General features: G+C 28.7%; 22 protein-coding genes and 2 tRNA genes. 7 read left to right on the forward strand and 17 right to left on the reverse strand.

Annotation, left to right across the window (positions count from 1 at the left end; translation table 11 throughout):
• Positions 1-50: 50 nt before the first annotated feature.
• The 6 genes from L1S33_RS06610 to L1S33_RS06635 form a co-directional block, all read right to left on the reverse strand.
• Positions 51-1,322 carry an adenylosuccinate synthase gene (locus tag L1S33_RS06610; protein WP_240552209.1) on the reverse strand — a complete coding sequence of 424 codons (1,272 nt, stop codon included), beginning with the start codon at positions 1,320-1,322 and terminating at the stop codon, positions 51-53.
• Between the two features lie 80 nt (positions 1,323-1,402).
• Positions 1,403-1,849, reverse strand: a complete 447-nt coding sequence (locus L1S33_RS06615) for a Fur family transcriptional regulator (protein WP_240552210.1) — start codon at positions 1,847-1,849, stop codon at positions 1,403-1,405.
• A gap of 116 nt (positions 1,850-1,965) precedes the next feature.
• Complete coding sequence (locus L1S33_RS06620) at positions 1,966-4,182, reverse strand: RelA/SpoT family protein (protein WP_240561752.1); 2,217 nt, start codon at positions 4,180-4,182, stop codon at positions 1,966-1,968.
• 266 nt (positions 4,183-4,448) lie between these two features.
• A complete protein-coding gene (locus L1S33_RS06625) occupies positions 4,449-5,252 on the reverse strand; it encodes a carboxypeptidase-like regulatory domain-containing protein (protein ID WP_240561753.1) in 804 nt (267 codons plus the stop codon).
• A gap of 105 nt (positions 5,253-5,357) precedes the next feature.
• A tRNA-Leu gene (locus L1S33_RS06630) sits at positions 5,358-5,441 on the reverse strand.
• A 44-nt stretch (positions 5,442-5,485) separates the two neighbouring features.
• Positions 5,486-5,558, reverse strand: a tRNA-Lys gene (locus L1S33_RS06635).
• Between the two features lie 93 nt (positions 5,559-5,651).
• On the opposite strand from L1S33_RS06635, the gene L1S33_RS06640 reads away from it, so the two are divergent.
• Positions 5,652-6,167: a shikimate kinase gene (locus L1S33_RS06640; RefSeq protein ID WP_240561754.1), complete on the forward strand. Its 516-nt coding sequence runs from the start codon at positions 5,652-5,654 to the stop codon at positions 6,165-6,167.
• On the opposite strand, the gene L1S33_RS06645 is transcribed toward L1S33_RS06640, so the two are convergent.
• Together L1S33_RS06645 and L1S33_RS06650 are read right to left on the reverse strand one after the other, a co-directional pair.
• A complete protein-coding gene (locus L1S33_RS06645; RefSeq protein ID WP_240561966.1) occupies positions 6,159-6,662 on the reverse strand; it encodes a phosphoribosyltransferase family protein in 504 nt (167 codons plus the stop codon). The genes L1S33_RS06640 and L1S33_RS06645 overlap by 9 nt on opposite strands.
• On the reverse strand, positions 6,662-7,048 hold the full coding sequence (locus L1S33_RS06650) for an RNA-binding S4 domain-containing protein (RefSeq protein WP_240561755.1): 387 nt from the start codon (positions 7,046-7,048) through the stop codon (positions 6,662-6,664). Before L1S33_RS06650 ends, L1S33_RS06645 begins: the two co-directional genes overlap by 1 nt.
• Positions 7,049-7,127: 79 nt before the next feature.
• Here L1S33_RS06650 and L1S33_RS06655 point away from each other — a divergent pair, with 79 nt between their 5' ends.
• Positions 7,128-8,018 (forward strand): FKBP-type peptidyl-prolyl cis-trans isomerase, encoded by an 891-nt coding sequence (locus L1S33_RS06655; RefSeq protein ID WP_240561756.1) that lies wholly within the window; start codon positions 7,128-7,130, stop codon positions 8,016-8,018.
• A 76-nt stretch (positions 8,019-8,094) separates the two neighbouring features.
• On the opposite strand, the gene L1S33_RS06660 is transcribed toward L1S33_RS06655, so the two are convergent.
• The 5 genes from L1S33_RS06660 to smpB all read right to left on the reverse strand — a co-directional run bounded on the left by L1S33_RS06660 (position 8,095) and on the right by smpB (position 11,733).
• Positions 8,095-8,703, reverse strand: a complete 609-nt coding sequence (locus tag L1S33_RS06660; protein WP_240561757.1) for an outer membrane beta-barrel protein — start codon at positions 8,701-8,703, stop codon at positions 8,095-8,097.
• A gap of 9 nt (positions 8,704-8,712) precedes the next feature.
• Positions 8,713-9,663, reverse strand: a complete 951-nt coding sequence (locus L1S33_RS06665) for a transketolase family protein (protein ID WP_240561758.1) — start codon at positions 9,661-9,663, stop codon at positions 8,713-8,715.
• 121 nt (positions 9,664-9,784) lie between these two features.
• Entirely contained in the window at positions 9,785-10,369 is a 585-nt protein-coding gene (locus L1S33_RS06670) for a Maf family nucleotide pyrophosphatase (protein WP_240561759.1), read from the reverse strand.
• Positions 10,369-11,274: a geranylgeranylglycerol-phosphate geranylgeranyltransferase gene (locus L1S33_RS06675; RefSeq protein WP_240561760.1), complete on the reverse strand. Its 906-nt coding sequence runs from the start codon at positions 11,272-11,274 to the stop codon at positions 10,369-10,371. Before L1S33_RS06675 ends, L1S33_RS06670 begins: the two co-directional genes overlap by 1 nt.
• Positions 11,275-11,733, reverse strand: coding sequence for an SsrA-binding protein SmpB (smpB, locus tag L1S33_RS06680; protein ID WP_240561761.1), 459 nt, complete (start codon positions 11,731-11,733; stop codon positions 11,275-11,277).
• 90 nt (positions 11,734-11,823) lie between these two features.
• On the opposite strand from smpB, the gene L1S33_RS06685 reads away from it, so the two are divergent.
• Positions 11,824-12,573 carry a DUF6503 family protein gene (locus L1S33_RS06685; RefSeq protein WP_240561762.1) on the forward strand — a complete coding sequence of 250 codons (750 nt, stop codon included), beginning with the start codon at positions 11,824-11,826 and terminating at the stop codon, positions 12,571-12,573.
• Positions 12,574-12,588: 15 nt separating this feature from the next.
• The gene (locus tag L1S33_RS06690) at positions 12,589-14,223 is read left to right on the forward strand and encodes an aryl-sulfate sulfotransferase (protein ID WP_240561763.1); all 1,635 of its coding nucleotides are present in this window, start codon (positions 12,589-12,591) and stop codon (positions 14,221-14,223) included.
• A gap of 3 nt (positions 14,224-14,226) precedes the next feature.
• On the opposite strand, the gene L1S33_RS06695 is transcribed toward L1S33_RS06690, so the two are convergent.
• Entirely contained in the window at positions 14,227-14,724 is a 498-nt protein-coding gene (locus tag L1S33_RS06695; protein WP_240561764.1) for a phosphoglycerate mutase family protein, read from the reverse strand.
• 93 nt (positions 14,725-14,817) lie between these two features.
• Positions 14,818-17,418, reverse strand: coding sequence for an ATP-dependent chaperone ClpB (clpB, locus tag L1S33_RS06700; protein WP_240552224.1), 2,601 nt, complete (start codon positions 17,416-17,418; stop codon positions 14,818-14,820).
• A 166-nt stretch (positions 17,419-17,584) separates the two neighbouring features.
• On the opposite strand from clpB, the gene ytxJ reads away from it, so the two are divergent.
• Both ytxJ and L1S33_RS06710 read left to right on the forward strand, forming a co-directional pair.
• The gene (gene ytxJ / locus L1S33_RS06705) at positions 17,585-17,977 is read left to right on the forward strand and encodes a bacillithiol system redox-active protein YtxJ (RefSeq protein ID WP_240552225.1); all 393 of its coding nucleotides are present in this window, start codon (positions 17,585-17,587) and stop codon (positions 17,975-17,977) included.
• A gap of 60 nt (positions 17,978-18,037) precedes the next feature.
• Complete coding sequence (locus L1S33_RS06710) at positions 18,038-19,588, forward strand: DEAD/DEAH box helicase (protein WP_072554918.1); 1,551 nt, start codon at positions 18,038-18,040, stop codon at positions 19,586-19,588.
• Positions 19,589-19,656: 68 nt separating this feature from the next.
• Here the strand turns inward: L1S33_RS06710 and corA are convergent, their stop codons facing one another.
• Complete coding sequence (corA, locus tag L1S33_RS06715; RefSeq protein WP_240552228.1) at positions 19,657-20,721, reverse strand: magnesium/cobalt transporter CorA; 1,065 nt, start codon at positions 20,719-20,721, stop codon at positions 19,657-19,659.
• 20 nt (positions 20,722-20,741) lie between these two features.
• Positions 20,742-21,575 (reverse strand): universal stress protein, encoded by an 834-nt coding sequence (locus L1S33_RS06720; RefSeq protein ID WP_240561765.1) that lies wholly within the window; start codon positions 21,573-21,575, stop codon positions 20,742-20,744.
• Positions 21,576-21,672: 97 nt separating this feature from the next.
• On the opposite strand from L1S33_RS06720, the gene L1S33_RS06725 reads away from it, so the two are divergent.
• Complete coding sequence (locus L1S33_RS06725; protein ID WP_240552230.1) at positions 21,673-22,197, forward strand: mechanosensitive ion channel domain-containing protein; 525 nt, start codon at positions 21,673-21,675, stop codon at positions 22,195-22,197.
• Positions 22,198-22,268: the final 71 nt, after the last annotated feature.

Here is a 22,268-nt window from a genome sequence, read left to right on the forward strand (position 1 = left end):
GAACAAAAATAATGAAAAGAATATGCCAAAGTCTTAAACTTTATATAAATCTATCTATTGATAGTTTGTTTTCTGTCTGGACCAACCGAAACGATTGATACTGGAACTCCAGTTTCCTTTTCAATAAAAGCAACATAGTCCAATAAATTCTGTGGTAATTGCTCAGCAGAAGTCATTTTTGTTAAATCTTCTTCCCAACCTTTAAATTCAGAATAATTTACAGAAACATTTTCTGGTTCAATATTATAAGGTAAGTGAGAAATTTCTTTTCCTTTATAGTTATAAGATGTACAAACTTTTAATGTATCAAATCCAGATAAAACATCACCTTTCATCATCATTAATTGTGTAACTCCGTTTACATCTACAGCGTATTTTAACGCAACTAAATCTAACCAACCACATCTTCTTGGTCTACCAGTTGTAGCTCCAAATTCATGACCAATTCTAGCCATATCTTCTCCATCTTTATCAAATAATTCAGTAGGAAAAGGTCCAGAACCAACTCTAGTTGTGTAAGCTTTAAAAATTCCGAATACATCTCCAATTCTGTTTGGAGCAACTCCTAAACCTGTACAAGCACCTGCTGCTGTTGTGTTAGATGAAGTTACAAAAGGATATGTACCAAAGTCAATATCTAATAAAGAACCTTGAGCTCCTTCTGCCAAAATTGTTTTTTTATCTTTTATAGCTTGATTTAAAAACTCTTCGCTATCAATAAATTGTAATGTTTTTAATTTATCGATTCCTTTGCAAAACTCTGTTTCTAATTCTTTTAAGTCATATTCAATTTGAACATCAAAGAATTCTAACATTTTAATATGCTTTGCAGTTAAAGCATCGTATTTTTCTTTCCAGTTTTCTAATTCTAAATCTCCAACACGCATACCGTTTCTACCAGTTTTGTCCATATATGTTGGGCCAATTCCTTTTAAAGTAGAACCAATTTTTGCTTTTCCTTTAGAAGTTTCTGAAGCTGCATCAAGTAATCTGTGTGTTGGTAAAATTAAATGTGCTTTTCTTGAAATTAATAATTTAGATGTGTAATCTATATTGTGTTTGTCTAAATTTTCTAATTCTTTTTGAAAAATAACAGGATCAATTACAACACCATTACCAACAACATTTAATGCTGTTTTATGAAAAATTCCTGAAGGAATTGTGTGTAAAACATGTTTAAATCCGTCAAAGATTAAAGTATGCCCAGCATTTGGACCTCCTTGAAAACGCGCAATAATATCGTAATTTGATGTAAGTACGTCTACAATTTTACCTTTTCCTTCATCTCCCCATTGTAATCCAAGTAATAAATCTACAGCCATTAGTTGTTTAATTTGTTGTTGTGTGTTGTGTTGTTAAATTGTTTTATTGTTATTTACAGTAAACGGTTAATTGAATACTGTTATTCTTTCTTTTTTGTTCCGTAAAAATAAAGTGAATGATTATGAATGTCAATATCAAAAATATCTTCAATAGTTTTTTTGATAATCTGTATTCTAGGATCACAAAATTCTTTTACTTCTCCAGAATCTGTGAAAATTACGTGATCGTGATTTTTATCGAAATAACTTTTTTCGTAACGCGCCATAGATTGCCCGTCAAATTGATGTTTACGAACTAAGCCGCAATCGAGTAATAAGTCTATGGTATTGTATAAAGTAGCACGGCTAACACGATAGTTTTTGTTTTTCATGTTAATGTACAGAGATTCTATATCAAAATGTTCTTCAACATCGTATATTTCTTGTAGAATTGCGTAGCGTTCAGGAGTTTTTCTATGCTTATTTTCTTCTAAATAAGCAGTAAAAACTTTTTTTACAACATCTTGATTTTCGGCAGAATTGCTCATAAATACTTTAGTTATTAAGTAACAAATTTACACATATTTTGCAATATTTTGATACCTAATTAAAAAGTAATAAATAAGTTTTAAACAGTTGTTAATTTGTTTTGTAATAAACTGTATTATAGCGAGTTAATTCTTTCGACTTTTTGAACTCCTTCTATTTTTTTGATACTTTCAATTAATTTTGTTAATTGATTTTTGTTTTTTACGCTTAGAGATAATTTTCCATCAAAAACACCATCATCTCCAGAGATATTTATACTGTGTATAAAAACACTCATGTTATTAGAGATTACTTTGGTAAGATTGTTAACTATACCTTTGTTGTCTACACCAGATAAATTTAAAACTGCTTTAAATTCTTGTTTTGTAGAATCAATCCATTTTGCAGGCATAATTCTATACGCATAATTAGATTGTAAAGAAATGGCGTTTGGGCAATTGTTCTTATGTACTTTAATACCTTCATTAATAGTTACAAAACCAAAAACTTTATCTCCTGGAATTGGGTTGCAGCATTTAGATAGTTTAAAGTCTAGTTTTTCTTCATCTTTACCAAAAACCAATGCATCATACTTACTTGTAACTTCTTCTTTGTCAGTTATTTCTTTGGGCTGTGGTCTTTTAAAGCTATTTTTTATAAAGCTCATTATTGCGCCGCTACGCTGGTTGGCATATGCTTTTAATTGTTTATTGTCAATAGCGCCATTTCCTATTCTGTAAAATAAATCGAAACTAGTTTTAAGGTTAAAATAATTAACCATTTCATTTACAGCTTTGTCGTCAAAGTTAATTTTTAAATGACGTAGTTTTCTTGAAAGAACAGCTTTTCCTTCTTCTGCAATAATTTTTTCTTCTTCTTTAAGTGCTGTTTTTATTTTTGTTCTAGCACGAGCCGTAATAACAAAATCTAACCATCTTGCTTTTGGTTTATTTGTAGATGTGGTTAGTACTTCTATTTGATCTCCACTTGTAAGTGTATGACTTAGTGGAACTAATTTTCCGTTAACTTTAACACCTCTTGTTTTTAAACCAACGTCTGTATGCACTGAAAAAGCAAAATCTAACGCTGAAGCTCCTTTTGGTAGCGATTTTAAATCTCCATTTGGAGTAAATACATATATTTCTTTTGAATATAAATTCAATTTAAAATCTTCAACAAAATCTACCGCATCTAAGCTTTGGTTTTCTAAAGTTTCTTTTAGTTTATTTAACCAAGATTCTAAACCGCTTTCGTTTTCATTACCTTGTTTGTATTTAAAATGTGCTGCATATCCTTTTTCAGCAATTTCATTCATTCTATTAGAACGAATTTGAACTTCTACCCATTGTGCATTTGGTCCAACTACAGTAATATGTAATGCTTCGTAACCTGTAGATTTGGGTTGAGAAATCCAATCTCTTAATCGAGTAGGGTTGGGTTTAAAATAATCTGTAACAATTGAATATATTTTCCAAGCATCAAATTTTTCATCTTTAGAGGTTGGTTCAAAAATTATTCTAATAGCAAACTTATCATAGACTTCATCAAAAGAAACATTTTGCTTTCGCATTTTTCTTCTAATTGAAAAAATAGATTTAAACCTACCTTTTATTTCATAGGTGAAGTTTTCTTTATCTAAACCAGATTTTAGTTTGTCTGAAAAAGATTTTATGTATAAATCTTGCTCTTCTTTACTTTCTTTAATTTTACTTAAAATATCGTTGTAAACTTCTGGTTCAGTATATTTTAATCCAAGATCTTCTAACTCTGTTTTTATATTATATAAACCTAAACGATGGGCTAGTGGAGCGTAAATATATAATGTTTCTGATGCAATTTTAAGTTGTTTGTACGCTGGCATTGCATCCATTGTTTGCATATTATGCAATCTATCTGCAATTTTTATTAAAATTACACGAACATCATCATTTAAAGTTAAGAGCATTTTTCGAAAATTCTCTGCTTGTATAGAGTAATCTTGATCTTTCTTTAAACGAGAAATTTTTGTTAATCCGCTTACAATACGAGCAATTGTTTCTCCAAACAACTGTTCCATATCTTCAATTGTGTAATGTGTGTCTTCTACAACATCGTGTAATAGGGCAGCGGCAATAGAGGTTGCTCCTAAGCCAATTTCGTTGGCAACAATTTTTGCAACAGCAATTGGATGATATATATAAGGTTCGCCAGTTTTTCTTCTTTGTTCAGAATGGGCTTCTACAGCAATATCAAAAGCTTTACGGATTAGTATTTTATCTTCTTTTGATAAAACTTCATACGTTCCTTTTAGCAAATCTTTATATCTATTTGCTATCTCCTTATTTTCCTCCTCTATAGTTGCTGTGTATGCCATAGATTAAAAGTAACGCAAAGAATTTTATTAAGCAAGTTTTAATCCGTATTGTTTAAAATTACTATTTTTAGAATTACAGAAAACGAAAGAATGTAGATATTCTTAAAAAACTGTTAAACTAAAAATTAAACTGTAACTAATTTCATAAAGTGTCGTCTTATAAATGATTACTTACTACAGGTTAGTGATTAGTTAGTTTTTAATAGTTGATAAAAAGGGTTGAAATTTCACAATTTCAACCCTTTTGAATTATATAAGTTTTTTGTTTAATTACCGTTGCTATTTAGCTTTTTATCAGGAACACGGTTACGTTCAATTTTACCTTTTTTAACAGCTTTATAATTTTCATAACAGTCTAAAACCGCCTCAATAAGTTGTAAATCACTTGCTTTTTTGATAAAATATTCTGAATAATTACAATCGGTAAGTAACTTAGTTAGTTCTTGACGGTCCATTTCTAGGTATTCCATCATTACTTCACGGTCAAATTTACCTTGTAACATTTTACGTAAATCGTCTTCTTTCTTTAATTTTTGAAGTTTTTTAAGTTGTTTTGGCTTTTTTCCGAAGAGATTATACACTAAATCTACCGGATTAAAAAGTTTGGCAATTGGAGAAGAAATTTTTTGAGGACGACCAACTTCATACGTTTGTGGTAATCCATTTATATGAATTCTAGTAAACTTATCTGTAGGAACTTGTTTTACATCTACTTCCAAAACACCAATCAATTTGGTAGATTTTATGATAACTTCTTTAACTTCTTCTGGTTTTTCAATTAAGGCAATTTCTAGTTCATTACCTTTTAATAAATCGTTTGTTACTTTCAGTTTTATTGATTCAAAACCTAAATAAGAAACCAATACAGTATCATTAGCTTTTGCAACTAATTCAAAAAAACCTTTGTCGTTTGTAATTGTTCCAACAACTGAATTTAGGTTTAAAATATGAGCTGCGCTTAAGCCTTTTTTATTTTCTGAATGAATAATTTGACCTTTTAACTTATTGTTTTGTGAAAATCCAACAATAGAAATTAACAAAAAAGATAGTAAGAATAGATGTTTTTGCATGTTGCAATAATAATAATAATAGTGTGTAATGACGTTAATAATCTGTGAAAAGTAGTAACAAAAAATATACCATAAAAAAAATCGAAGTAAAACTTCGATTTATTGTGCGCACGAGAAGACTCGAACTTCCACGGACTAATGTCCACCAACCCCTCAAGCTGACGCGTCTACCAATTCCGCCACGTGCGCTTTTAAACAAAAAAAAGTTAAGCTTACACTTAACTTTTTTTTTGTGACCGGGCTGGGGCTCGAACCCAGGACCCTCTCCTTAAAAGGGAGATGCTCTACCAACTGAGCTACCAGGTCATTGCTTTTTGTAAAAGCGAGTGCAAATATACAATGGTAAGTTTTATTTACACAATTTTTTTTGAGATATTTTATCGATATTTGTAAAATATTATGAAGATAGTTTTAATTGGTTATATGGCAAGCGGTAAAAGTACCGTTGGAAAGGAATTGAGTAGTAAATTATACATTCCTTTTATAGATTTAGATGATTATATTGAAGAAGGTGAGGGGAAATCAGTTTCTAAAATATTTGAAGAAGATGGAGAAATCTATTTTAGACGAAAAGAGCATGAATATTTAAAACAGTTATTAAATTCTGAAGCTGATTTTGTTTTATCTTTAGGAGGAGGAACACCATGTTATGCAGGTAATATGGATTTAGTTTTAAATTCTACAGCTATTTCAATCTATTTAAAAGCAAGTTTAAAAACATTATATAATAGACTTCAAAAGCAAAAAGAAACTAGACCTTTAGTAGCTTCAATTTCTGATGAAAAATTATCAGAGTTTATTGCAAAACATTTATTTGAAAGAAGATTTTACTATGAAAAAGCAAATTTCAATCTTACAATTGATGATAAAAAAGTGTCGGAAATAATAGCGGAATTAAGGATTTTATTACATTAAGTAAGCTACAGCTTCTTTTCCTTTAAATTCTACAACAATATGTTCTTTTAGAGATGTTGATAAAGAAATACCTTTAAAATCGGCTTTAACAGGGTACTTTTTATGATTTCTATTTACTAATACAGCAGTCTTAAATCTTTTTAAAGGCACATCTAAAAAATGTTTTATACCATAAATTAAGGTTGTACCAGAGTTTAAAACATCATCTACCAAAACTAAAGATTTGTTTTTGTACTCTTCAGGTTTAATAGAAGTGGTTATTGGGCTCAACGGTTTTTTCTTATTAATTTTAACTTCACAAAGTTGTACTTTTAAGTCAGAAATTTCTGAAAGAATAGCAGCGATTTTTGTTGCAAATAAAAAACCATTATCCGCAATTCCGGCTATAATAATTTCGTCTTCCTTACTATTGCTTTCAAAAATCTGATAAGCAATTCTTCGAGTTTTATGTGCTACTTCTGTAGAATTTAAAATTATATTATTGGTTGTTGTCATCATGTTATTTGTTCTTCTTCGGGTGATTCGTAATAATCATCAATATCTCTTCTATCTTTTTTGGTTGGTCTTCCAGCACCTTTTTTTCTGTAATAATCCTTAGAATATTTTAAAAGTTCAGTTTTTTCAAACTCTTCTTTTGGTGTAATATCTTTTCGATATAAATCTACCAATTTTGCGCCAACTCTACTTGAAGGAATATCTAATACTTTTATTTTATAATTAATTTGATTTTTTCTAATCGTAAGTTCTTCGTTACCAAAAATTTCTTTTGAAGGTTTTAAATTGTTTCCTTCAGTCTTTATATGCCCTTTTTTACAGGCTTCTGTTGCTAAACTTCTTGTTTTAAAAAGCCGAATACACCATAAGTATTTATCTATTCTCATACAAAAAGTTAAATTTTTACGTTAGGTTTTTTACAAAGGTATAAAAATGCTAACTTGCGCCTTAAAATTTTTAGAATAAATGATTAAAATTAAACACGTTTTTATTGTAGTATTATTTTCAATTGCATTTTATGCTTGTGGAGATGATAATGATAGTTCTACTGAAGTCTTTGACCATGAAGCTCAAGCCTTAATTGATAAGGATTCTTTAACTAGTTTTTTTAAGAAACATTATTATGATACAACTTCTGGTTTAGTAAAGCCATTAATATCTGGTGAAACAGCATTATCTGACGATTCTAATTTAAAATCTCAAGAAGTTACTGAGCAGGAAGTAGACTATACTTTATATTATTACAAAATAGGAGATGAAGGTTCTGATCCAGATGCTAAAGGAAATCCTTCAGTTGTAGATTCTGTGTATGCTAAGTATAATGGTTTAAGAATAGTTAATACAGATAGTATTAGTAGTTCTTTTGACACCAATACTTCTTGGTTTACACTTGACGGAGTTATACGTGGGTGGTCTTATAGTTTCCCTAATTTTAAAGGAGGAGAAAACGTATCTTCTAGTAGCCCTGGTGAGCCAATTAACTTTATTAATGGTGGTAAAGGTATTTTGTTTATTCCTTCTGGATTAGGATATAGGGAAATTGGTACAACTACAGGATCTATACCTGGAAATTCTAACCTTATTTTTTATATTGAATTATGGGATATTGTAGTAAATACTGATCATGATCAAGATGGGATACCTTCAATCGAAGAAGATTTAGACGGAGATGGAGATCCAAGAAATGATGATACTGATGAAAACTTTATAGCTAATTATGGAGATGCAGATGATGATGGAGACGGTAAATTAACTAAAGAAGAAGATAGAAATGGTGATGGAGATCCAAGAAATGATTTTAATGACCCAGAGAACCCAACTATACCTGATTATTTAAATCCAAATATTTTTGGTTAATAGATTTAAAAGATAGAAATAAAAAAAGCTCGCTTACATTTTGTAAGCGAGCTTTTTTTATAGTTAATAATATTTCTTAAAATCTATAAGATAAACCTACAATAATTTGGTTAACTCTTGTATCAAAATTAACTTCATTTCCTCCAACATTACTATCTACAAAAGAAGATTCTGTATCAGATAAAGCTCTTTCCCAACGAACATCTAAACCTAATTTACCTAACTCTAATCCAGCTCCAAATTGTAAACCAAGTGAAAATCCATCAGAATTAACATCTTTTAGATCTTCAATGTCAAAGTCAGAATCAAGTATATATTGAAAAGAAGGACCTCCAAAAATATGTGCTACTCCAAAAACTTTTGTTCCTAATAATACTGGAATATCTATTTTTTGAAAATCATATGTGGTTTTAATCCCTTTATTTAAATAAGTAACTTCATTACTTAATTGCGTATAGACCAATTCTGGCCTTATATATAAACCTAAAACTGGTAATTTAATACGAGTCCAAATACCTGCATGAAAACCAGTTTTACTTTTTGCACCATCAAAGATATCTGTTTGTACTTCTTCAATTGACTCTGAATTGTAATTTACACCTCCTTTAATACCAAAATCAATTTGTGAATTTACAAATTGATTGAATCCTAAAGTAAAAATAGCTACTAAAATTATTCTTTTCATAATTAATTATTATTTACGAGTTAATACTTTTTCTACTGCTTTAACGATTGCAGCATCGTTAATGTTGTATTTAGCCATTAATTCTTCTGGAGTTGCAGATTCTCCAAAACTATCGTTTACTGCAACAAACTCTTGTGGTGTTGGGTTGTTTATAGCTAAACAACGTGCTACACTTTCTCCTAAACCACCAAATTTATTATGTTCTTCTGCAGTTACTACACAACCTGTTTTAGCAACAGATTTTAAAATAGCTTCTTCGTCTAAAGGTTTTATTGTGTGGATATTTATTACTTCAGCAGAAATTCCTTTTGCTTCTAATGCTTCTGATGCTTGTAATGCTTCCCAAACTAAATGACCTGTTGCAATAATTGTTACATCTGTACCTTCTGTTAATTGAACAGCTTTACCAATTTTAAACTCGCCAGTTGGCATATAAACAGGTACTTTTGGACGACCAAAACGTAAATAAACTGGGCCTTCATGTTCTGCAATAGCAATTGTAGCTTCTTTTGTTTGATTATAGTCGCAAGTATTAATTACCGTCATTCCTGGTAACATTTTCATTAAGCCTATATCTTCTAAAATTTGATGCGTTGCTCCGTCTTCTCCTAAAGTTAAACCAGCATGTGAAGCACAAATTTTTACATTTTTGTCTGAATATGCAATTGATTGACGAATTTGATCATAAACTCTTCCTGTAGAAAAGTTAGCAAATGTTCCTGTAAAAGGAATTTTACCTCCAATTGTCATTCCTGCAGCAATACCAATCATGTTTGCTTCAGCAATTCCTATTTGAAAAAAGCGTTCTGGATGATTCTTTTCAAATTCATTCATTTTTAAAGAACCTGTTAAGTCGGCACAAAGTGCAACAACATTTGGATTTGTTTTTCCTAATTCAGTTAAACCATCTCCAAAACCAGATCTAGTATCTTTTTTTTCTGTATAGGTGTATTTTTTCATTTTTTTATTATTTGTGTGTTGTTATTTTAGTCATCAAAAATAATCTTTTTATTCCTTTTTGAGGTAAAGAAAAAGGCAATAAAATAAAGACTTTTTAACAGTTAGTGTGTAATGTTTATAATTAATCTAATTTTAGTAATTCATCATATAATTTATGTACTGGTAAGCCCATTACATTAAAGTAGCTTCCTTCTATTTTAGTAATTCCAATTCTACCAATCCATTCTTGAATTCCGTATGCGCCAGCTTTGTCGTAAGGCTTGTATTTGTTGATGTAATAACTGATTTCTTCATCAGATAAATCTTTAAAATAGACTATTGTAACGTCATTAATAATTGTTTGACAATTAATGCCTTTTATACTTACTGAAGTAATAACGTCATGTTTTTTACCAGACATTTTTTTAATCATATTAAAAGCATCTTCGTAGTTTTTTGGTTTTCCAAGAGCTTCATTTTTAAACCAAACAATAGTATCTGATGTTATTAAGATGTCTTTTTTAGTAAGTTCATTGTTAAAAGGTTGCGATTTTAAGTCCGCTAAGAAATCGGTTATTTCTGCTCCTTTTAATTCCTTCGGATACACTTCTTCGACCTCTTTTATGCGAATTTCATAATCGATATCTAAATCTTTAAAAAAAGCTTGTCTTCTTGGAGAACCAGAAGCTAAAATGATGTTGTATTTTGATAGTTTTTCTCGTAACATTATATTAGTTTGAATAGTAGCATTGATAAAATTCCGAAGAACATAATCAGTTTCATTAATTTGCTTAAATAGGAGTAGTCTTTTTTAGTTTTTGCATCGTATAATTTATAGATAAAGTTTCCAATTGGAATCAATAAAAACACAATTGAATATGCTAAAAATACTGGCTCTTCAATTATAAACTCTCTAATTAGAACAATTAAAAAAAGCAATAATAATACAGAAAATCCTAATGCAACTCTGTTGGCTCGTTTTCTACCAATTACTATTGGGAGCGTTTTTGCGTTAATTTTTAAATCTCCGTTTATGTCTTCTATGTCTTTTATGATTTCTCTTACAAGTGTTGTAAAAAAGGAAAAAATAATATAACTAAAAATTATATTTTGTAATAAAAGACTTGTAAAGTTTTCATTAATTAGAGCTAATTTATAATGAAATTCATAAACAAGAAGTATTGATAAAGAAATCAAAAATGAAATTATTAAATTTCCAATTAATGAAACTCTTTTGAAAAAATAAGAATAAATAAAAAGTAAAATAGAACAAATAACAAATATTAATGAATATTTAATATCTAATAAAGTTACAGATAAATATTTACCAATAATTATTCCCCAAAAAGTAAATACAAGATAAAATCTCCAAGCATTACTTTTAGAAATTGTTACATCAATAAAAACTTTATTTGGTTTGTTTATTTTATCAGTTTCAATATCAAAAATATCATTTATAATATAACCTCCTGCAGTTATACACAGAACACTAATAGTTAAAAGGACAAACTTAAAATTAGATAAATAACTAGGGGAAACAAAAGATTCAATCAACGCATATTTAGTTAAAACCATCGTTAATAAAACCATTAATAGGTTTTTGTAACGTATTAGTTTTAAGAAAGAAATCATTTAATTAAAATTCTTTTTAATACGAGCTAAGTCTTTTTTATTGTCGCGATCTTTCATGGTTTCTCGCTTGTCGTGTAGTTTTTTTCCTTTAGCTAATGCAATTTCTAGTTTTGCAAATCCACGTTCGTTTATAAACAAACGTAACGGAACAATTGCGTTTCCTTTTGCTTCAACTTCTTTCTTTAGAGTTTTTAATTCGCGCTTATTTAAAAGTAACCTTCGTTCACTTTTTGGCTTGTGATTAAACTGATGTCCGTAGATATATTCTTCAATATACATGTTTATTACAAACAATTCTCCTCTTTCGTTAAATTCACAAAAGCTTTCGGTAATACGAGCTTTGCTTAATCTAATCGACTTTATTTCTGTTCCAGTTAACTGAATTCCAGCCGTATACTTATCGATTATCTCGAATTCGAAACGGGCTTTTTTGTTCTTAATGTTAATATTCTTCTGCATATAGCATCTTTTATAAAAGATTAACAAATATACATTATTGATTTACATAAAGAAGTGTAATTTTGAATCTAGAAAATCGACCTATATTTTATGAGAAATATTATACTATTTGCACTTTTTATACTTGTTGCTTGTAAACCAAATAAAATAAAAGATTTAAATGCTCAAGAAATTGTAGATAAAGCAATTGTAGCTTCAGGATCAGATAAAGTTTCAAACTCTATTATTAGCTTTCAATTTAGAGACAAAAAGTATGTTGCGGAAAGAGAAAATGGTTTGTATAGATTATCTAGGTATTTTACAAATAAAATGTCTGATCATGAAGAAGACCAAGTTACTAATTATGGTTATAGAAGGTATTTAAATGGTCATAAATTACCAGCTGCTTTAGATTCTTTATTAGATTTAAATAGAGCTAATGCAGTAAATTCTGTTCATTATTTTTCAGTTTTACCTTATGGATTAAATGATAAAGCTGTAAATAAGAAATTATTAACTTCTGCTACAGTTAATAATAAGGAATATTATAAAATCCAAGTTACTTTTAATGAAGAAGGTGGAGGAGAAGATTTTGACGATGTTTTTGTATATTGGATCGGTAAAGAAGATTTTTTAGTTGATTATTTAGCGTACTCTTATCACACTAATGGAGGTGGAATGCGTTTTAGAGAATTAACAGAACAATGTGTTAAAAACGGAATTAGATTTGTTGATTATGCAAATTACAAACCTCTAAAAAATGACATTCAATTAGAAAATTTAGACAAAGCTTTTGAGGAAAATAAACTTAAAAAAGTTTCAGAAATTATATTAAGGAATATTGAAGTTACTTTAAATTAAAAAAAACTAACAAAAATGAAAAAACAACTACTTTTTCTTTCAATAATTTTTACAACATTAATAATTAATGCGCAAAATACAATAGGTACCGTTGATGTTACAAATGATGCTTATGAAGGTTATACGCTTTTTACTACACATAAAAACACCTACTTAATTAATAATTGCGGACAAGTAATTAATAAATGGGAAAGTGATTTTTTGCCAGGTAATTCCGTGTATCTATTACCTAATGGTAATTTATTAAGAGCTGGTAGAAGTAATGGACAAAGTGATATTGTTTTTGGAGGAACTGGTGGTAATATAGAACTGTTTAATTGGGAAGGCGAAAAAATTTGGTCTTATAGTGTTAATAATAATGAACAAAGACAGCATCACGATGTTTTTCCAATGCCTAATGGAAATATATTGATTTTAATTGCAGAAGATTGGTCTGGTGAAGATGCTATAAAAGCAGGTAGAGATCCTTTGAAAATTAGTGATAACGAATTATTGTATAACGAAAAAATACTAGAAGTTAAACCTATTGGTAATAACCAAGTAGAAGAGATATGGGAATGGAATATTAAAGACCATCTTGTACAAGATTTCGATGCTACAAAAGACAATTTTGGAACAGTTTCTGAATTTCCAGGAAGACTGGATGTGAATTTTATAAATGGAAATGGGGTTAACTCTAATTGGCTACATGTAAATTCAATTCAGTATAATGAAAAGTTAGATCAGATTGTATTGAGCTCAAGAAACTTAAGTGAAATATGGGTTATAGATCACTCAACAACAACTGAGGAAGCTAAAACTAGTTCTGGCGGTAATTCTAATTTAGGAGGAGATTTTTTATATCGATGGGGAAACCCTCAATCATATCAACGTGGAACAGAAAATGATAGAAAATTATATGGACAACATTTTCCTCACTTTATTGAAGAAGGTTTTCAAGATGCAGGAAAGATATTATTATTTAATAATGGAAATGGGCGAACTCCAGGTTTCTCTGAAGTAATGGTAATTAATCCTCCGTTAATAAATAATCTTTATCAATTACCATCAAATAATGCGTATTCTCCTTCAAATCCAGATTATGTTTATTCAAAATTTGTAGCTGATAATGAATCTGAATTTTATTCAGCAATACTAAGTGGTGCTCAAAGGTTAAAAAATGGTAATACCCTTATATGTGAAGGAACTAAAGGTAGGTTTTTTGAAATTGACACTAATGATAATATTGTTTGGGAATATATAGCTCCTATAAGAAATAATGATGGACAGATTTATAATCAAGGAGATCTTGCAGTTAATAATACAATATTTAGAGCAACAAAATATGGAGTAGATTATGAGGCTTTTATAGGGCGAAATTTAACTGTTGGAGATCCAATTGAAAATGATTTCAATTTAAATCCTTGTAATAAGTTAAGTGTAGATCAATTTAGTTTTAATGAATTTACTCTTTATCCTAATCCTACTAAAGGGATTTTAAACTTAGCTAAAGAAGTAGATAAAATTGAAATATTTTCAGTTTTAGGAACTCAATTAGCTGAATTTAAAAACACTAAACAAATTGATGTATTTGGCTTTAAAACAGGTGTTTATTTAGTTAAAACTTATAAAGATGATACAGTTTTTACTTCCAAATTTATTAAAAACTAATTCTTAATTAATTTTTAATAAAGTACTTGTTTTTTTATCTCCAATAACTGTAATAATATATAGGTTTCCGTTATTAGTTTCATCTATTTGCGGGTACTTTTCTATTCCTAAAATCTTATTAGCAAATGAAGGCGTAGTATTGCTATGACCAACAATTAATATTGTTTTACCTTTTGTATTGTATTGAAAAGCGTCATCAAACATATTTCTAGGATTGTAACCAAGAATAGGTAGTTCTTTACTGTCTGCAATAAATTTAGCTGTTTGTTTTGTTCTTTTATAATCAGTAGAATATACTGCGTCAAAAGATACATCACTTAAGATTTTTACCCAATTTTCAGAACGTTTAATACCTTCATTATTTAATGTTGGGTCTTTATCAGTTGTGTCTGTTTTTACTTTTTCTGCATGTCTAATTAAATAGTAAGTTGTAGTTTCATCTTGAGAAAAAACTGTAAAAGAACTAAATAGTACTGCAATAATTAAAATAATTTTTTTCATAATATTAAATTTATAAAGCGAATATACTTAAAAAAAGAAAAGAGCGATGTTTTTTTCAAACACCGCCTTAATCAACTATTAAAAAACTAACTATTAACCACCAATCAATTCAGATTGATTTCTAAAAACTAACTCATTATCAAAAGCATCTAATAAAATAATGCTGTCTGTTGTTATTTTTCCTGCTAAAATTTCTTTAGAAAGCTGATTTAATACTTCTTTCTGAATTACTCTTTTTACAGGTCTTGCGCCAAACTCTGGCTGATATCCTTTTTTAGCTAGGTACGAAATTGCTTCGTCTGTTGCATCAAAAGTTATGTTTTGCTCAGCAATCATTTTTTTCAGACTGTCTAATTGTATTTTTACAATCTTATTTATATTCTCTTCCGTTAGAGGCGTAAACATAATAATATCATCAATTCTATTTAAAAACTCTGGTCTTACAGTTTGTTTTAGTAATCCTAAAACTTCTGTTTTTGCTGTTTCCATTGTTGTATAAATATCACCTTTAAAATTGTCGAATTTCTCTTGAATAATATGGCTTCCCATATTAGAAGTCATAATAATTATGGTGTTCTTAAAATCGGCAATTCTACCTTTATTATCTGTTAATCTTCCTTCATCTAAAACTTGTAATAAAATATTAAAAGTATCTGGATGCGCTTTTTCAATTTCGTCTAAAAGTACTACAGAATAAGGTTTTCTACGAACAGCTTCTGTTAATTGTCCGCCTTCATCATAACCAACATAACCAGGAGGAGCACCAATTAATCTACTCACAGAATGACGTTCTTGATATTCACTCATATCAATCCTTGTAAGTGCATTTTCATCATCAAAAAGATATTCTGCTAATGCTTTTGCAAGTTCTGTTTTACCAACACCAGTTGTTCCTAAAAACAAGAAACTACCAATTGGTTTATTTGGATTTTGTAATCCTGATCGGGAACGACGAACGGCATCTGAAACTGCTTCAATAGCTTCTTCTTGACCAACAACTCGTTTATGCAATTCATCTTCTAATCTTAAAAGTTTATCACGATCCGATTGTAACATTTTTGTAACCGGAATTCCAGTCCATTTTGCTACAACTTCAGCAATATCATCATAAGTAACTTCTTCTTTAATTAAAGAGTTTTCGCTTTTACTAACTAGTTTTTGTTGATTTTCTAGTTCGTTTTGAGCATCCTTAATTTTACCATAACGCAGTTCTGCAACTTTACCATAATCTCCATTTCTTTCTGCTTTATCAGCTTCAATTTTATAGTTTTCAATATCTGTTTTTAAATTCTGAATAGCATCTACAACATTTTTTTCAGACTGCCATTTGGCATTAATCTCGTTGCGTTCTTCCTTTAAATTAGCTAAATCTGCATGTAAAGATTTTAATTTGGTTTCATCTTTTTCTCTTTTAATGGCTTCAATTTCAATTTCTAACTGCATTATTTTTCTATCCAAAACATCTAAAGTTTCTGGTTTAGAGTTTATTTCCATTCGCAATTTAGAAGCCGCTTCATCCATTAAATCAATAGCTTTATCGGGTAAAAATCGATTGGTAATATAACGTTGAGACAATTCTACAGCACCAATAATTGCTTCATCTTTTATACGAACCTTGTGGTGTGTTTCATATTTATCTTTAATTCCACGTAAAATTGAAATTGCACTTTCTGTATCGGGTTCATCAACCATAACTTTTTGAAAACGACGTTCTAATGCTTTGTCTTTTTCAAAATATTTTTGATATTCATCTAAAGTAGTTGCACCAATAGCTCTTAATTCTCCACGAGCCAAGGCGGGTTTTAAAATATTTGCAGCATCCATTGCACCTTGTCCGCCACCAGCGCCAACAAGTGTGTGGATTTCATCAATAAATAAAACAATATCACCTTCAGAAGTTGTTACCTCTTTAATTACGGCTTTTAAGCGTTCTTCAAATTCGCCTTTAAATTTTGCGCCGGCAATTAGAGCTCCCATGTCTAAAGAAAAAATGAGTTTGTCTTTTAGGTTTTCAGGTACATCTCCATCTACAATTCTGTGTGCTAAACCTTCTGCAATAGCCGTTTTACCAGTTCCTGGTTCTCCAACCAAAATTGGATTATTTTTTGTTCTTCTTGATAAAATTTGAAGTAATCTACGGATTTCTTCATCTCTACCAATTACAGGATCTAGCTTACCGTCTTGCGCTAATTTATTAAGGTTTTTAGCAAATTTATTTAAAGAATTATACGTTTCTTCTGCACTTTGTGAAGTAACACGTTCTCCTTTTCTAATTTCTGAAATTGCCGTATTTATATCCTTTTCAGTGGCTCCTTGGTCTTTTAAAACTTGAGATATTTTACTTTTTGATTTAAAAATTGCTAAGATTAAATGTTCTATAGAAACATATTCGTCATTCATTTTTTTAGCAATAATAGATGCTTCAGTTAAGGTCTTATTAGCTTCTCTTGATAGCATTAATTCTGCTCCAGAAACTTTTGGTAAACTTTCTAACTGTTTGTCTAATATTTGCTGAATAATATCAATATTTATATTCAACTTCTTTAAAATGAATGGTAATATGTTTTCATCAACAGAAAATATAGCTTTAAAAATATGCTCATTTTCTATTTGATTATGGCCAAAACTTTGCGCTATTTGTTGCGCTTGTTGTATGGTTTCTTGAGATTTTATTGTATAATTGTTAAAGTTCATAATTGTTGTGTTTTAACTTTTTCTATCAACAGAAAAGCAAAAGTAATACCAATAAAAAAAGAGCTTTATTTACAGTCATTTTGTCTGTAAACGCCTTGATTTTACTGACTATTTGTCTTTTTTGAAAGATTTTATCTGCAGTAACGACAGAGATTAAAATTATACTATGGGAATATTGAATAACATTTTTGGAAATAGAGGAGAAGCAAAGCAAGAAAAGGCTTCAAATATTAATTGGATTCCGCTTACAAATCTAGAGCAGTTAGAAATAATTAAAGAACAATCTAAAACCGAATCGATCTTAATTTTTAAACATTCTACACGATGTGGAATTAGTAGAATGGTTATTAAACAATTCGAGAAAATGTTTGACGAAGATTTAAAGAATTTGAAGGTTTATTATTTAGATTTATTAAATTATAGGTCCATTTCTGATGAAGTTGGTTACCAATTTCAAGTTATGCACCAATCTCCACAATTATTGGTTGTAAAAGAGGCAGTTGCAGTTGCACATGCATCTCATTATGATATTACACAAATAGACCTTACCAAATTTTAACGATAATTCTATAGATAATACCTATAATTAGTTGTATTTTTGTTGCTCAATTTTTTACATTTGGCTACAGAAAACACTACAATTCTTACGGAAGAAAAACAACTTTACGGATATCAACAAGAAGCTTTAGATAAAATTTTTAAGGCATTTGAAAAAGCTCCGGAAGATTATCATTTGTTATATCAATTACCAACAGGTGGTGGTAAAACGGTAATTTTTTCAGAAATAGTTCGTCAATACATAAAGACTTATAAAAAGAAAGTTCTTGTATTAACGCATAGAATTGAACTTTCTAAGCAAACATCTAAAATGCTAGATGAGTTTAAAGTTGAAAATAAAATTATTAATAGTACTGCTAAGTTAGACGACCAACACAAATACAACTGTTTTGTGGCAATGGTAGAAACGCTTAAAAATAGGTTAAATGATAATAAGGTAGATATCTCTGATATCGGTTTAGTTATTGTTGATGAGGCACACTACAATTCATTTACTAAAATATTTAAGTTTTTTGATAAGTCTTTTATTCTTGGAGTAACGGCAACACCGTTAAGTTCTAATAATAAATTACCAATGCATGAAAACTATAAAGAGTTAATTGTTGGTGAAACTATTGAAAACTTAATAGAAAACGAATACTTAGCACAAGCAAATGTATATTCTTATAATGTTGGTTTAACTTCTTTAGAAGTAGGAGCAAATGGAGATTATACTGTTAAATCTTCGGAAGATTTATATACAAATTCCGACATGATTTCTAAGCTAATTACAGCTTATGAAGAAAGAGCAAAAGGACAAAAAACATTAATTTTTAATAATGGTATAAACACTTCTATTGAAGTTTTTCATGCCTTTAAAAAAGCAGGTTATCCAATTGCACATTTAGACAATACAAACTCTAGAAAAGAAAGAGATTTTATCTTAAAATGGTTTAAAAAGACACCAAATGCAATTCTTACTTCTGTAAGTATTTTAACTACTGGTTTTGATGAGCCTACAATTGGTGCTATTATTTTAAACAGAGCAACAAAATCTTTAACTTTATACTACCAAATGATTGGTCGTGGTTCAAGAATCTTAAAAAACAAACCAACTTTTAACGTAATAGATTTAGGTAATAATTTTTATCGTTTTGGTGCTTGGGGAGCAGATTTAGATTGGCAACGTATGTTTAAGAATCCTGATTTTTACATGGATGCGTTACTGTCTGATGAAGAAATTGAACGTACTTTTAGTTATGAGTTACCTGCAGCAGTTAAAGCTGAATTTGCCAAAAGTGAAGACATTTCGTTTGATATGAAGGCAACTTATATAGATACTATTAGAGCAGGAGAAAGTTCTAAAAGAGTGCTAGAAAAATCTATTGCACATCATACAAAAATGTGTGTAGAGAATAGCGAAGATATGTTTGATGCTTTAATTTTAGCAAAATTATTAGGAGGAGATATTGATGATAGAATTCATAAATACTCTAAATGTATTTCTAAAAGTACACACAACTTTTTAACTTGGTTACGAGATGATTATCGTAAAAAATTAAACTCTAATATTAGAACAAACTTTGACGAAGTGTATGAAGAAATTCATGGATTTCCTCCACCAGAAGAGTAAAATATTAAATTCTATATAATAAAAAACCACTTCAATTAAGTGGTTTTTTTTGTGTCTAAAGTAATAGATTAAAACCACTTTTTATATTTGAAATAACTAACCATAGAAATTATAATAAAAAGCATTGAGCCTAACATTATAAAGTAAGAATTCTTGTATTTCAACTCAGGAATATAGTCAAAGTTAGTTCCGTAAATACCAGCAATAAAGGTAATTGGAATGAAAATTACAGAAAACATAGTTAAGACTTTCATGATGTCGTTTAAACGATTATTTAAGTTTGTAGAATAAACTGTTAATTGTTCGCTCAACATACTTTTATAATTCTCTAAATTTTCATGAGCTCTATGAATTAATTCATTTAGATCATTAAAAAATGGTTGTTCTTTCTTGGTTATTAAATCGGTTTTAAAAGATTTAAAATTACTAATTGCTTCTTTAGTAGGCCTAATTGTTTTTCTAAAATAGTTAAGTTCAATTTTAGTAGCATTAATCTCTTTTAATGTGTTTTTACTTGGTTGAAGTAAAATTTTGTCTTCTAATTCCTCAACTCTTAAACCAAAAACCTCCAATAAAAAGTTGTAATTTTCTACAATAGTATCTAATAAGCAGTATTTTAAGTAAGTTGTATTATGTGTTCTAACACGTCCTTTACTAGTTCTTAGGCGTTCTCTAATTGGCTCAAAAATATCACCTTGTTTTTCTTGAAAAGTTAATAATATGTTCTTAGTTAAATACATAGAAACCTGTTCTGCTTCTAATTCTTTTTTCTGTGGATTTAAAAGCATCATTTTAATAATAGTGAAAATATAATTTTCCTCTATATCTACTTTAGCTCTAGAACCTGTATGAGCAATGCTTTCTGTAACTATTGGATGCATATTAAATAACAAGCCCACTTCTTTAAGAATAGCAACATCATGTAAACCATCAATGTTTATCCAAATATTAGCGTACTTTTCCTTATAACTAGCTATTTCATTTAAGTTTTCTAACTCAATTTCAACAAAGTTTGTGGCGTCAAAACCAATTAATCGGATTCTTACGTTTTCTTCTTTTTGTTTACCTATAAATACAGGTTTACCAGGAATTGCGCCTTTTTTTATTTTTTGATTTATTATAAATCTAGTCATTAGTGTATAAAATTATTAATTTAAGAAATTTCAGGTAAAATTAATAAAGGAATTTTACTGTGAAAAGCAGCTTTTTTAACTACGTTTTCCTCTAAAAACTGATTAAAGAACGTGTATTTGTGGTTTATTAACACCAGCAATTGGCTCTTTGTTGTTTCTATATGTTTTTCTATAGTATTGGTTTCAGATTCTGCCCAATCTAATTTTTTATATTCAACATTTAAACCGCTTAAAATTTCTTTTAAACTTGATTTATTTGTTTGTTGTTTGGTTGATAAAAATGATTCCTCGGCCAGATTTACAACTTCTAATTTAGATTTTTTAAATGTTGTTAACCAGTTTAAATATCCTAATTCATTTGTATTAAAAGCTCTTTTATAATTTGTAGAGAACACAATTTGATTAAAATTTAAGAACTTATAATCTGTAGGTACAACTAAAATAGGGCAACGGTTATTGGCATTAATAATTTTCATAGTATTTGTACCAATAAATGTTTCAGCCAAACTTTTAGTTCCTTTTGTTCCAGTTATTACAAGATCTATATTTTTTTCTTTAATAGTGCTTATAATGGCTTTGGTTAAAGTGTTAGATTTTACAACAGATTTATAATTAAAGTTGCTCTTTTCTTTCTGTAATACGTTTACTAAATATTTTAATTCATCTTCAATTTCGTTATCAATTTCATTAAAATAAGTGTCATTTTTTTCGTCACTCATCATTTCTGACGGGTTACTAATATATACATCTAACAAAAAAATGTTTACCTCCAAACCATCAAACATTTTTTTGGTATAATTTAGTGCATTTATAGCTGTATTAGAAAAATCATAAGGAATTAAAATATTTTTCATGATAATTAAAATTTAGTATTCTCTACCAAATATAATTTTTTATTCTGATAAAATATTTAGAAAACCATAAGTATATTTGTATTAAAATTTAAAAGAAATGAATAATCGTTTTTTAGAGTTAAGTGTTTATAGTCCTTTTTTTCAATTTATAATTTTAATAGTTGTATTATTTTTTTTAATTGTAATTACTAAGAAATTAACTAAGTCTTATGTTATTAGAAATGCTATAGAACCGCATAGAAGGTTATTAATTTTAAAGTTTAGTTATTTTATTTATTACACATTAACTTTATTTATAGCTTTAATAATTTTTGGGATTAATTTTAAAGAAGTTATTGTCTTTGCATCGTCTATTTTAGCCGTCTTAGGAGTTGGTTTTTTTGCACAATGGTCAATTTTATCAAATATTACAGCTGGCGTTTTGCTGTTTTTTTATCACCCGATGAGAATAGGAAATACCATTAAAATTTTAGATAAAGATTACGATTTTACAGGAGAAATAAAGAATATTACTAGCTTTTATGTAGTGTTACATATACATGAAGGCAATAGAGAAATTACGATTCCTAATACAATAATCTTGTATAAAAGTATAGAATTATTAAAAGACGAAAAAAAATAACAAAATATTTTTTGTTTTAAAAAAAAGATTACATTTGCTTCACTTATTTAAGTAAAATGTTTAGTTTTTCT

Origin of the sequence: Tenacibaculum aquimarinum, from assembly GCF_022478115.1 — a bacterium.
Taxonomy (GTDB): domain Bacteria; phylum Bacteroidota; class Bacteroidia; order Flavobacteriales; family Flavobacteriaceae; genus Polaribacter; species Polaribacter aquimarinum_A.

Coding starts and splice junctions, on each gene's coding strand:
- L1S33_RS06610 (WP_240552209.1), bottom strand. CDS start 1,322: ATGGCTGTAGATTTATTACTTGGATTACAATGGGGAGATGAAGGAAAA.
- L1S33_RS06615 (WP_240552210.1), bottom strand. CDS start 1,849: ATGAGCAATTCTGCCGAAAATCAAGATGTTGTAAAAAAAGTTTTTACT.
- L1S33_RS06620 (WP_240561752.1), bottom strand. CDS start 4,182: ATGGCATACACAGCAACTATAGAGGAGGAAAATAAGGAGATAGCAAAT.
- L1S33_RS06625 (WP_240561753.1), bottom strand. CDS start 5,252: ATGCAAAAACATCTATTCTTACTATCTTTTTTGTTAATTTCTATTGTT.
- L1S33_RS06640 (WP_240561754.1), top strand. CDS start 5,652: ATGAAGATAGTTTTAATTGGTTATATGGCAAGCGGTAAAAGTACCGTT.
- L1S33_RS06645 (WP_240561966.1), bottom strand. CDS start 6,662: ATGACAACAACCAATAATATAATTTTAAATTCTACAGAAGTAGCACAT.
- L1S33_RS06650 (WP_240561755.1), bottom strand. CDS start 7,048: ATGAGAATAGATAAATACTTATGGTGTATTCGGCTTTTTAAAACAAGA.
- L1S33_RS06655 (WP_240561756.1), top strand. CDS start 7,128: ATGATTAAAATTAAACACGTTTTTATTGTAGTATTATTTTCAATTGCA.
- L1S33_RS06660 (WP_240561757.1), bottom strand. CDS start 8,703: ATGAAAAGAATAATTTTAGTAGCTATTTTTACTTTAGGATTCAATCAA.
- L1S33_RS06665 (WP_240561758.1), bottom strand. CDS start 9,663: ATGAAAAAATACACCTATACAGAAAAAAAAGATACTAGATCTGGTTTT.
- L1S33_RS06670 (WP_240561759.1), bottom strand. CDS start 10,369: ATGTTACGAGAAAAACTATCAAAATACAACATCATTTTAGCTTCTGGT.
- L1S33_RS06675 (WP_240561760.1), bottom strand. CDS start 11,274: ATGATTTCTTTCTTAAAACTAATACGTTACAAAAACCTATTAATGGTT.
- smpB (WP_240561761.1), bottom strand. CDS start 11,733: ATGCAGAAGAATATTAACATTAAGAACAAAAAAGCCCGTTTCGAATTC.
- L1S33_RS06685 (WP_240561762.1), top strand. CDS start 11,824: ATGAGAAATATTATACTATTTGCACTTTTTATACTTGTTGCTTGTAAA.
- L1S33_RS06690 (WP_240561763.1), top strand. CDS start 12,589: ATGAAAAAACAACTACTTTTTCTTTCAATAATTTTTACAACATTAATA.
- L1S33_RS06695 (WP_240561764.1), bottom strand. CDS start 14,724: ATGAAAAAAATTATTTTAATTATTGCAGTACTATTTAGTTCTTTTACA.
- clpB (WP_240552224.1), bottom strand. CDS start 17,418: ATGAACTTTAACAATTATACAATAAAATCTCAAGAAACCATACAACAA.
- ytxJ (WP_240552225.1), top strand. CDS start 17,585: ATGGGAATATTGAATAACATTTTTGGAAATAGAGGAGAAGCAAAGCAA.
- corA (WP_240552228.1), bottom strand. CDS start 20,721: ATGACTAGATTTATAATAAATCAAAAAATAAAAAAAGGCGCAATTCCT.
- L1S33_RS06720 (WP_240561765.1), bottom strand. CDS start 21,575: ATGAAAAATATTTTAATTCCTTATGATTTTTCTAATACAGCTATAAAT.
- L1S33_RS06725 (WP_240552230.1), top strand. CDS start 21,673: ATGAATAATCGTTTTTTAGAGTTAAGTGTTTATAGTCCTTTTTTTCAA.